Origin of the sequence: Streptomyces bohaiensis, from assembly GCF_012033785.1 — a bacterium.
Classification (GTDB): domain Bacteria; phylum Actinomycetota; class Actinomycetes; order Streptomycetales; family Streptomycetaceae; genus Streptomyces; species Streptomyces bohaiensis.
The window spans coordinates 1-10,101 of the sequence record NZ_JAAVJC010000173.1 but is presented as its reverse complement, the minus strand read 5'-3'; the positions used below and the strand labels follow the sequence as shown (position 1 = coordinate 10,101).

Here is a 10,101-nt window from a genome sequence, read left to right as displayed (position 1 = left end):
GGTGCGCACCTGGGCGCCTGCGGCGGCGACCGGACGGAGCAGGCCCTGCCGGTCGGCGCGCAGCAGGGCGGTGGGTGCGTCGAGCAGCGGTTCGTCGGTCATGGCGGGCTCCGTTCACCCGGGGCCGGTCGGCCGGCGCGCGGCGGCCGGCGGCGGGCGGGGTCAGGAGGGGCGGCGTGCCTCGTCGACCAGCAGGACGGGGATGCCGTCGCGGACGGGGTAGGCCAGGCCACAGCTCTCGGCGGAGCAGACGAGTTCCTCGGCGCTCTCGTCCTCGCGGAGCGGGGTGTGGCACTCGGGGCAGGCCAGGATGTCCAGGAGTGCGGCTTCGACGAGCGGCATGGGGGTCCCTCCGGCGGAAGTGTCGTGCTGATCACCCTACCGGCCGGGGGTGGGCCCGGCCACGGGCGGCGGTGGGCGCGGGGCCGGTGGGCCGGGCCGCGTGGTGCGGCCCGGCCGACCGGTCGCCCGAGGCCTGGGCGGTGCCCGGCGGAATGCGGCGCCGGCGTCAGTCGGCCGCGCGGACCAGGGCGAGGACCTCGTCGCGGACGGCGGCCATCGCGTCCGCGGACCGCGCCTCGACGTTGAGGCGCAGCAGCGGCTCGGTGTTGGACGCCCGCAGGTTGAACCACCAGTCCTCGGCGGTGACGGTGAGGCCGTCCAGTTCGTCGAGTTCCACTCCGGCCCGGTTCGCGTAGGCGGCGCGGACCGCCGCCGCGCGTCCTGCCTGGTCGGCGACGGTGGAGTTGATCTCGCCGGAGGCCGCGTACCGGTCGTAGGCGGCGACGAGCTCGGAGAGCGGTCGGTCCTGGCCGCCGAGCGCGGCCAGGACGTGGAGGGCGGCGAGCATTCCGGTGTCGGCGTTCCAGAAGTCGCGGAAGTAGTAGTGCGCGGAGTGCTCGCCGCCGAAGACGGCCCCGGTGCGCGCCATCTCCTGCTTGATGAAGGAGTGGCCGACGCGGGTTCGGACGGGGACGCCGCCGGACTCGCGGACGACCTCGGGGACCGACCAGGAGGTGATCAGGTTGTGGATCACCGTGGCGCCGGGCGCCTTGGCGAGCTCGCGGGCGGCGACGAGGGCGGTGATCGCGGAGGGGGAGACCGGTTCGCCGCGTTCGTCGACGACGAAGCAGCGATCCGCGTCGCCGTCGAAGGCGATGCCGAGGTCGGCGCCGGTCTCGCGGACGCGGGCCTGGAGGTCGACGATGTTCGCCGGGTCCAGTGGGTTGGCCTCGTGGTTGGGGAAGGTGCCGTCGAGTTCGAAGTAGAGCGCGTCGACCGTCAAGGGCAGTCCCGCCAGCACGGTCGGCACGGTGTGGCCGCCCATGCCGTTGCCGGCGTCGACCACCAGCTTCAGCGGCCGCATCCCGTCCAGCGGCACGAGGGAGCGCAGGTGGTCGGCGTAGTCGCCGAGGGTGTCGCGGGGCTCCAGGCTCCCCGGCTTCGCGACGGGCTCGGGGGCGCCCTCGGCGCTCCAGCGCTCGACCAGGGCGCGAATGTCGGCGAGGCCGGAGTCCTGCCCGATCGGAGCGGCGGCGGCGCGGCACATCTTGATGCCGTTGTACCGGGCGGGGTTGTGGCTGGCGGTGAACATGGCGCCGGGGCGGTCCAGCGCCCCGCTGGCGTAGTACAGCTGGTCGGTGGAGCACAGCCCGATCTCGGTGACGTCGGCGCCCCGGTCGGCGGCGCCGAGGGCGAACGCGCGGGCCAGGCCGGGCGAGGAGGGGCGCATGTCGTGGCCGACCACGACGGCGGGCGCGGCGGCGCCGCCCTCACCGGCGATCTCGGCGAAGGCGGCTCCGAAGAGCCGCGCCAGCTTCTCGTCGAGCTGGTCCGGGACCACTCCACGGACGTCGTACGCCTTCACGATCTGGGACAGGTCCGGCACGGGTCACCCCTCGGTGTGTCCGACGGATCGTTGGTGTTCGACTGCGCGCCTGTCGGTTGGCCCGTGGTCCGGGCCGGCGCACGCCCGCGCGGCGTCGGCGGCACGCGGGTCGGTCACGGTACCGAGCGTAGGACACGGGTCACCGTGGGGACACGCCGCCCGGTGGCGCCGTTCGGCCCGGCGGGGCGGCGGTCCGCCGGGGCGGCGACCCGATGGGCCGCCGGTTCAGGGATCGGGCGAGCGGAGGATGCGGAGGTGGCCGCGGCGGGCGACCTCCATGGGGTCGGCGCCGGCGCGCGGGGGCGCCTTGCGGGCCTCGGGCACCTCGCGGGACCCTCGGGCGGCCTCCCGGACTGCGTCGGCCAGTGCCTCCAGGTCGTCCCCACTCGGCCTCGGGGGCGAGGTGCTCGTGGCGAGGCGCACCACTTCCCAGCCGCGCGGCGCGGTGAGCCGCTCGGAATGGTGGGCGCACAGGTCGTAGCAGTGGGGTTCCGCATAGGTGGCGAGCGGGCCGAGGACCGCCGTGGAGTCCGCGTAGACATATGTCAGCGTCGCGACGGCGGGTCGGCCGCACGCGGTGCGCGAACAGCGACGTACGGAGCTCACGATGTTGGACGGTACCGCACTCCTGAGCGGGCCGCGACGGTTGGCCCGGCGCCCGGTGCCCGTGTCGCCCCCATCATGGCCGGGACGTACCGGTTCGCCCCGAACGTGACCGACGGTGCGGGGGTCGTCCCTTAAGGTCGGAGGCGATGAGTGATCCCAGCGCGTCCCCGACGGCGGGCCGTCCGCCCGGTGCCTCGGCGCACCGCCACCGCGACCGGCACGGCCGCGGCATACGCGGTCCCCTCGCGCCGCCCCAGGTGCCCCTGGCGGCCAGCCGTGCCGAGGCCTTCGACGGGCTGGTCCTCGACTCCGCGGACCGGTTGCGGCGACGCCTGCCGCAGCTGGGACGCGTCGACTTCGAGGTCCACGAGGTACCGGACGGGGCGTCCGGGGAGGACGCGGAGCCGGTGCCGCTGGGGCGCGCCGTCCCCGAGAAGGGGGACCACCCCGCGCGGATCGTCGTCTACCGGCGGCCGGTGGAGTTGCGGGCGCGGGGCCGGGACGACCGCGCCGCGCTGGTGCACGAGGTCGTCGTGGAACAGGCGGCGGAACTGCTGGGGCTGGCGCCGGAGGCCGTCGACCCCCGGTACGGGCAGGACTGACCGTGGCGCACGGCCCCGCGGCGAGGTGTCAGCGGCCGAGCACGCCCAGGTCGGGCGAGGTGCGCGGCACGGAGACGCTGGACAGGTCGTCGGGCAGCGTCTGCACGGTGAACATCGGCACGTCGTCCCGGTCCTCGGTGAGCACGCGCGCGGCGTGCAGCATGCCGCCACCGGTGCGCCGGACGGTGAGGGCGTAGCGGCCCTCGATGTCCTCCGCGGACTCCGGCGCCCAGGCGACGGTGGTCCCGGCGGGGACGGTGAGGGTGTCGGTGGTGGCCTCGCCCCCCTCGTCACCGGCGGACGTGGTGATCTCCACCTCCGCGTCGTCCTCGCCGGCCGCGGTGAGGATGAGTTCGGCGTTCCCCGGCACGTTGCCGGCGGCGGTCGACTGCTCGGTGATCGGGGCGGTGGCGGGCAGGAAGGCGAACTCCCGCTCGCCGTCCTCCTCGCGCGTGACGAGCAGCGCCGCCACGATCGGACCGGTGGTGCCGCCCTCGGGGGTGAGGACCAGCGAGCCGGCCTCGCCCTGGACGACGGTGTCCAGCGCCACCGACTCGACCATGCCGGCCCGCAGGTGCACGGTCTCGTTGTCCGCGGGGGTGATGGTGGAGGTGGGGCCGGCGAAGCCGATCCGGGCGGTGATGTCGCTCTCGCCGGGGGTGAACGCCACCAGGCGGACCGACTCGGCGTCCGCGGGGATGCCGGGCAGCACCACGGGGCCGTCGGGCGCGGTGACCGGGGCGAGCCAGTCGGCGCCCTCGGCCGTGTCGACCGCCTGGATCTGCGCGCCGATCCGACCGGTGCGGGCGACGACGTGGACGCCGAGGGCGTCCTCGGTGGCCTCGGTGAGGGTGGTCAGCCGCACCCGGACGGTGGTGCCGCCCGGCACGGTGATGCCCTCCTCGACGATCGGCGCCAGTCGGCCCTCGGGCCCGAAGAGGTCGATGTCGACGACGGTGGCGCCGTCGTCGGGGTTGGTCAGGTGCACGTAGTCCGCACGGTCCTCGGCGCTGGAGGCGCCGGCGAACCAGAACGCGGTGTCCGGGCGCTGGCAGGCCGTACCGAGCAGACCGCGGCCGTCGGCCGCGTCGCGCACGAGGGTGGTCTGCTGCACGGTCCAGCCGGGGGCGAGTGCGCCGTCCGCGGTGCCGGCGAGGGCCGGGGCGTCCGGTCCGTCGACCGTGTCGGTGACGGGGACACCGGGCAGGTCGCCGGCGAGGAGCCGGTCGTCTGCGTCGGTCTCCGAGGCGTCGTCGCCGGACTCCTCGTCACCGTCAGCGTCCTCGTCCTCGCCGGTGTCGCCGTCGGCGTCGCTGTCCTCGTCGGCGTCCTCGTCGCCGCCCCCGTCCGCGTCACTGTCCTCGTCGGGGTCGAAGCCCGCGCCGGGGGTGTGCTCGGTGAGCGGCGACAGCCCCGAGGCGCCCTCGGCGTCCCCGGCGCCGCCGGGGGTGAAGGCGGTGTACCGGGTCGCCGCCGACTCGGCGGTGCCGGGCTGCGGGCAGACCAGCGTGGATCGCTCCACCGGCGCCCGTTCGGCATCGGCGGCCGAGGCGGCGGCGCCCGCGTCGCCACCGAGGGTGGCGGCGCCCGCGACGGCCGCCAGGGCCACGGCCACCGCGGCGAGGGTGATCAGCGGGCTGCGGGTGCCCGCCGGGGTGTCGGGGGCGTCGGTGCCACCGGGGCGGAGTGTCATCGCTGGCCGTTCCCGTCGCCGTAGTGGTGCGGCTGGTCGGAGGAGTGGTCGTACCCCTGGGTCTCGTCGCGGCCCTGCCAGCCGCTGTCGGAGGCGTAGGGGTTGCCGTAGTCGTACCCCTGTTGCGGGTACCCGGTGGTGTGGTCGCCGTAGCCGGTGCCGGGGTAGGCCGGCTGCTGGTGCGCGCCGGTCTCGGGCCCGTACCCCTGGTGCGGGTCGGCGTAGCCGTAACCGTGCCCGCCGTAGCCGTGGTCGGCGCCACCGCCCTGTCCCTGTCCCGCGTAGTCGTAACCGTCCCAGGTGGTGCCGGGGGCGGCCTGCTGCTCCGGGGCGGGTTCGGGCCGGTTCGGGTCACCGGCGTGCCCGGACCACTCGGCCTCGGCGCCGACCGGAACCGGCTGCTCCTGGGGAGCGGCCGGGTCCGCCGGAGCGGCTTCCGGGGCGGTGGGCGCCCCGGCGGCGCGGCGGGCCCGGGGCACCCGGGTGCCGCTCTCCCCCGGAGCGGCGTCGCCGCTGTCGGCAGCGTCGGGCAGGTCGTCGTCGACCTCGCGGCGGCGCCCGGGAAGGGCGAGGATCACCAGGACCAGCAGGCCGAAGCCCTGGGTCCATGTCCACAGCGTGTGCAGGGTGCCGTCGCTGTGGCTGACCAGCAACCGTCCCTCACCGGCGGGCAGTTCGAATCCCTGGGCCCAGCCGTCCACCGTGACCGGTGTCAGCGCTCGCCCGTCGAGCGTCGCCTCCCAGCCGTCGGAGGCGGTGTCGGCGATGCGCAGCAGCCGGCCCTCGGGGCCGTCGGGCAGGTCGGTGTCGACCTCGACCGGCCCGGCCGGGAGCCGTGCGGGAGCGGTGGTGTCGCCCTCGGCGGGCAGCACCATGACGCGGGAGAGCTCCCGCTCCACCCGCCACAGCGCGCTGCCGTCCTCCTGGCTGAGCCGCTTGAGCCCGGGGGTGGTGTCGAGGACCCGGTGGAGCTCGTCGGGCGAGCCGTCGCGGACCAGCACGTACCGGATGGCGTAGCCGCCGAGGCGTTCCGCCTGGTCGGCGCCGGAGCCGGCGGCGAGGTCGGCCACCATCGCGGAGAGGTCGGGGTCCTCGGCCATGAGCCGCGCGATGTCGGCGTCGCCGAGCCGTGCGCCAGCGCCGCGGACCACCGCGTAGTCCAGGGCGGCCGGCGCACCGTCGGTGGTCCGGTCCTCGCCGGCGAGGACGAGGGTCCGCGCGCGGTCGCCGGTGGAGCTCTCCTCGGCGACGAAGGCCGGAACCTGGACGGGGTTGGCGCGTTCCAGCGGTCCGTCGGCGCCCCTGACCATCCAGCCGGCCGCGGCGAGCGCGGGGCCGAGGGCGGCGGCGACGGCCAGCAGCACGGCGACCGGCTGACGCCAGCCGAAGCTCTCGGCGGCCACGCGGTGGCGGGCACCGTCGGCGCCGAGCGCCGCTGCGGCGATCACCGCGAGGCCGCCGACGACGAGTCCGGGACCCGCCCAGTGGGAGCCGTTGGCCCAGACCGCCACCACCAGCGCGCCGATCGCGGCGCCCCACGCGGCGGTGACCGCGGTGCGGCGCTCCCGGCGGAGCAGGGCGGCGAGGCCGGCCAGCAGCAGTCCGAGCATCAGCCAGTCGGCGGGGGTGCCGGGGCCGCCGGGGTTGAGTCCCAGCAGCGCAGCCGGCCCGACGGGGTCGGCCGCCAACCGCTGTCCGGCCTCGGTGAGCAGTTCGTCCGCGCTGGTCAGCGCGGTCAGCGACCACGGCGCCAGCATGAGGAGCGGGGTCAGCAGCAGTGCCGCGAACCGTCGCAGCCGGGGCCCGCGGGCTCCGGGGCGGGCCAGCGCGGCGGCTGCGAGCAGCACGGCGAGCGGCCAGATCACCGGGGTGAAGGCGGTGACGACGGTGAGCAGCAGCGCTCCGGCCCAGGCCGCGCGCCACGGTCCGCGGGTGCCGGGTACCAGTCCGGCGGAGTACACGGCGCACCGGGCGAGCGGGGGCAGCAGGATCGCGAGGACCACGGTGCCGATCCGGCCCGAGGCGATCGCGCCGGTGAGGGCCGGCAGGAACGCGTAGGCGATCGCGCCCCAGGCGCGCAGCACCCGGGAGGTGACGAGGCGCTTGGAGGCGAGGTAGGCGCTCAGCCCGGCCAGCGGGACCGCGCCGACCATGAGGAGCGTCATCGCGAGGCCGGTGGAGCCGAGGAACGGCAGCGAGAGCAGCGAGAGCAGCGCCAGGTACGGCGGCGCCGACCCGGTGTCGCCGATGCCGAGCGGCTGCCAGCTCTCCCGGAAGCGCGCGAGGAGTTCGCCGGCCTCGGCGGGTGCTGCCAGCAGGGCGCCGCCGAAGAGCGCGCCGCCACCGATGAGTTCACGGGAGGCGGCGAGCGCGACCAGGCAGAGCAGCAGGAAGAGGACGGGGGCGGGGCGGCGGGCGACGGCCCGGACCCGGGTGAACTGCTCGACTTCCAGGACGTCGGCGTCGTCGCTGCCCGGCCCGGACTCGACGGCACCGTGGCGGCTGCCGGCCGCCGCGGCCTCGTCGCGCCGGGAGACGGCGCTGACCGCTTGCTCCACGGTCGCCTTGACGGTGGCACCGGGGGGCGGGAAGAGCGGCCGGAGCGCGGCGTGGTCGAGGTCGGCGGAGGTGGTGGTGCGGCGCTGCGAACGCGCCGTGAGGATGCGTCCGGGGCGCAGCAGCGCGGAGAGCAGTCCGGCGAACTCGTCCAGGGCGCGGCCGGGGGCCTTGCCGACGAGGTAGGCCAGGATCCGGATGGCGGTGCCGACGACGAGGCGCAGCATCACCCAGGGCAGCACCTTGGAGCGGCTGTTGCTGAGGAGCGCGTAGACCGCGGCGGCCTTGTCCACCCGGTGGGGGCTGGCGCCGAGCCGGCCGGCGCTGTCGATGGTGCGCCGCTCGCGGGCGGAGGCCTCGGCGTGCCGCATGACGGCGCTGGGCGCGACGCGGACGTCCATGCCGGCGGAGTGGGCGCGCCAGCAGAGGTCCAGGTCGTCGCGCATGAGGGGCAGGTTGCGGTCGAAGCCGCCCAGCCGCTCGTAGGCGTCGCGTCGGATGAGCATGCCCGCGGTGGAGACGGAGAGGACGCTGCGGTGCTGGTCGTGCTGGCCCTGGTCCTGCTCCCGGCGGTCCAGCCCGGTCCAGCGGCGGCCGCTGCGGGCGATGGTGACGCCGGTCTCCAGGAGCTGCCGGCGGTCGTACCAGCCGCGGAGTTTGGGGCCGATGACGGCTGCGTCGGGGTGGGCCTCGGCATGGCGGAGCAGCTTGGCGAGCGCGTCGGTGTCCGGCGCGGAGTCGTCGTGGAGCAGCCAGAGCCAGTGGATGGGTTCACCGTGCGGCAGCTCGGGCATGCCGTAGGTGTCGTCGCGCCAGGTGCGGGTCTCGGGGTCCCAGCCGCTGGGGCGCTTGAGGTACTCGAGGTCGTCCGGGGTGAGGACGGGGGCGGTGCGGACCGCCTCGGCGACGGCCGCACCGAATCCGGTGCGGCGGGCGAGGTGGAGGACGCGCTCGGGGCCGAGCGCATCGGTGACGAGGTCGGCGGAGCGGTCGGCCGAACCGGTGTCGGCGGCTATGACGTCCTGGACGGGTCGCTGCTGGTTGACCAGTCCTGCGAGCACGTCGGGGAGCCAGCGCTCTCCGTCGTGCGAGACCAGCACGGCGGTGACGACATGCTGCGGAAGCTCTGGATGTGAGGCGGCTGCGGCAGGCATCGAGGTACGGGCCCCGGTTCGGTGGAGGTCGGCGGACAGCCACACACTACCGGGGCTGCGGGAGCCGCCGGTCCGGTCCGCGCACGGTGCGGGGGCGTGTGCGCGGGGGTGGGCCGGCGGGTCCGGCCGCTGCTTCGTTGTCCTCCCGCCGGAGCGGGCGGTGCTGGTGACGGGGCCCCGGGCGGGGGCCGGCTATGCGGGGTTCGCGGCCATCGGCCGTGGGGGGCGGGTGGATCACGCGGGTCCGGCGTCGCCGGCGCCGCGGTGTCCGGTTCAGACGACGGCCTTCTTCAGCCGCCGGCGCTCGCGTTCCGACAGACCGCCCCAGATACCGAAGCGTTCGTCGTTGGCGAGCGCGTACTCCAGGCACTCGGAGCGGACTTCGCAGGCGAGGCAGACCTTCTTGGCCTCGCGGGTGGAGCCGCCCTTCTCGGGAAAGAAGGACTCCGGGTCGGTCTGGGCGCACAGTGCGCGCTCCTGCCAGCCCGGCTCTTCGTCGGTGTCCTCGACCAGCAGTTGCTGGAACAGCTCGGTCATCTGCGCCTCGCCTTCCTTGCGTCCCCGTGATGTTGCCGTTACCGATACAGACCGAACGACACGGGTGAAATTACAAGTGCGTCATCCGGGCCCGTCAAGCCGTGTTCTGCCTGCTGCCCGGTGATTCACCCAGCGGCACCACACCCGCGCCGATCGTGATCAAATCACCACGAACCTCCGGACACTTCGGGTGTTTCGGCCGCCCGCTCCAGGGGTCCCTGGAGTGAGGACGAACCGCGCACCCGGCGTGTTCCGGCAGCCCCGGTCGAGCGACCCGGATCACAGTGGAATCACAGGAAGACAACGGCGCCTGTCAGGTCCGATGTTGCGCCACCTGTCCAGTCCCCGGACGCATAAACCTTTCGGCACCGGCCGGAACCGGATGTGGTGAAACAATGCGTCCGAACGCACGGGTCGCTTGACAGTCCTCCCCCGGAAGCGCTCACCTGAGGAGTCGGCCACGCTGAGTGTCCGTACGATCACAGGTGCCGCCGCCGGATCGCCGGCGTCCCGGCACCGTCCGCCCCTCGACACCACGGGTCCCTCATGTACAGCGACAACGAGATCGCCGGTGACACCACCGCGCTGCCGCACCGAATGACGCCGCCCGCCGAACACCCCTGCACCGTCGCGGGGTTCGCCGGGCTGCTGCGCTCCGTCGCGGACTGTCCTGAGCAGTGGGCCCCGCTGGTGGGGTACGACCCGACGAGCCGCTGGTACCGGCGGCTGCGCACCGGTCCCGGCTACGAGCTGTGGCTGCTTAGCTGGCTGCCCGGCCAGGGCAGTGGGCGCCACGACCACGGCGACGCGCACGGGGTCTTCACCGTGCTGGCGGGCGAGCTCACCGAGTTCACCGCCGGGCTCGCGGCGCGACGGGCGCTCCGGCCCGGACCGACCCGGGTGTTCGCGCCGGGGTACGTCCACGAGATGGTCAACGCCTCGCTGGAACCGGCGGTCTCGCTCCACCTCTACCACCCGGGGCTCACCACGATGCCGATGCACGCCGGCACGGCCGAGGCCGCCGCCGAACGGGCGGCGCACCCCGGGCTGCCCGCGGTGCGGCAG

The 10,101-nt window shown here is 75.3% G+C and carries 8 protein-coding genes; 2 read left to right on the top strand and 6 right to left on the bottom strand.

The window, feature by feature from the left end; translation table 11 throughout:
• Positions 1 to 162: 162 nt before the first annotated feature.
• From HCN52_RS17185 to HCN52_RS17175, 3 genes are all read right to left on the bottom strand, one after another.
• Positions 163 to 342 carry a Trm112 family protein gene (locus tag HCN52_RS17185; RefSeq protein WP_168089338.1) on the bottom strand — a complete coding sequence of 60 codons (180 nt, stop codon included), beginning with the start codon at positions 340 to 342 and terminating at the stop codon, positions 163 to 165.
• Between the two features lie 166 nt (positions 343 to 508).
• Positions 509 to 1,888, bottom strand: coding sequence for a phosphomannomutase/phosphoglucomutase (locus HCN52_RS17180; protein ID WP_168089337.1), 1,380 nt, complete (start codon positions 1,886 to 1,888; stop codon positions 509 to 511).
• Positions 1,889 to 2,113: 225 nt separating this feature from the next.
• Positions 2,114 to 2,497 (bottom strand): DUF3499 domain-containing protein, encoded by a 384-nt coding sequence (locus HCN52_RS17175; protein WP_168089340.1) that lies wholly within the window; start codon positions 2,495 to 2,497, stop codon positions 2,114 to 2,116.
• A gap of 143 nt (positions 2,498 to 2,640) precedes the next feature.
• Here HCN52_RS17175 and HCN52_RS17170 point away from each other — a divergent pair, with 143 nt between their 5' ends.
• Complete coding sequence (locus tag HCN52_RS17170) at positions 2,641 to 3,096, top strand: metallopeptidase family protein (protein WP_168089336.1); 456 nt, start codon at positions 2,641 to 2,643, stop codon at positions 3,094 to 3,096.
• Between the two features lie 28 nt (positions 3,097 to 3,124).
• On the opposite strand, the gene HCN52_RS17165 is transcribed toward HCN52_RS17170, so the two are convergent.
• The 3 genes from HCN52_RS17165 to HCN52_RS17155 form a co-directional block, all read right to left on the bottom strand.
• Positions 3,125 to 4,789 (bottom strand): DUF5719 family protein, encoded by a 1,665-nt coding sequence (locus HCN52_RS17165; RefSeq protein WP_245175231.1) that lies wholly within the window; start codon positions 4,787 to 4,789, stop codon positions 3,125 to 3,127.
• Positions 4,786 to 8,499, bottom strand: a complete 3,714-nt coding sequence (locus HCN52_RS17160; RefSeq protein ID WP_168089335.1) for a glycosyltransferase family 2 protein — start codon at positions 8,497 to 8,499, stop codon at positions 4,786 to 4,788. Before HCN52_RS17160 ends, HCN52_RS17165 begins: the two co-directional genes overlap by 4 nt.
• Before the next feature lie 273 nt (positions 8,500 to 8,772).
• Entirely contained in the window at positions 8,773 to 9,036 is a 264-nt protein-coding gene (locus tag HCN52_RS17155; protein ID WP_167934566.1) for a WhiB family transcriptional regulator, read from the bottom strand.
• Positions 9,037 to 9,582: 546 nt separating this feature from the next.
• On the opposite strand from HCN52_RS17155, the gene HCN52_RS17150 reads away from it, so the two are divergent.
• Positions 9,583 to 10,101 (top strand): cysteine dioxygenase (locus tag HCN52_RS17150; protein ID WP_168089334.1); only part of this gene is annotated, 519 nt, incomplete at its 3' end.

Coding starts and splice junctions, on each gene's coding strand:
- HCN52_RS17185 (WP_168089338.1), bottom strand. CDS start 342: ATGCCGCTCGTCGAAGCCGCACTCCTGGACATCCTGGCCTGCCCCGAG.
- HCN52_RS17170 (WP_168089336.1), top strand. CDS start 2,641: ATGAGTGATCCCAGCGCGTCCCCGACGGCGGGCCGTCCGCCCGGTGCC.
- HCN52_RS17165 (WP_245175231.1), bottom strand. CDS start 4,789: ATGACACTCCGCCCCGGTGGCACCGACGCCCCCGACACCCCGGCGGGC.
- HCN52_RS17160 (WP_168089335.1), bottom strand. CDS start 8,499: ATGCCTGCCGCAGCCGCCTCACATCCAGAGCTTCCGCAGCATGTCGTC.
- HCN52_RS17155 (WP_167934566.1), bottom strand. CDS start 9,036: ATGACCGAGCTGTTCCAGCAACTGCTGGTCGAGGACACCGACGAAGAG.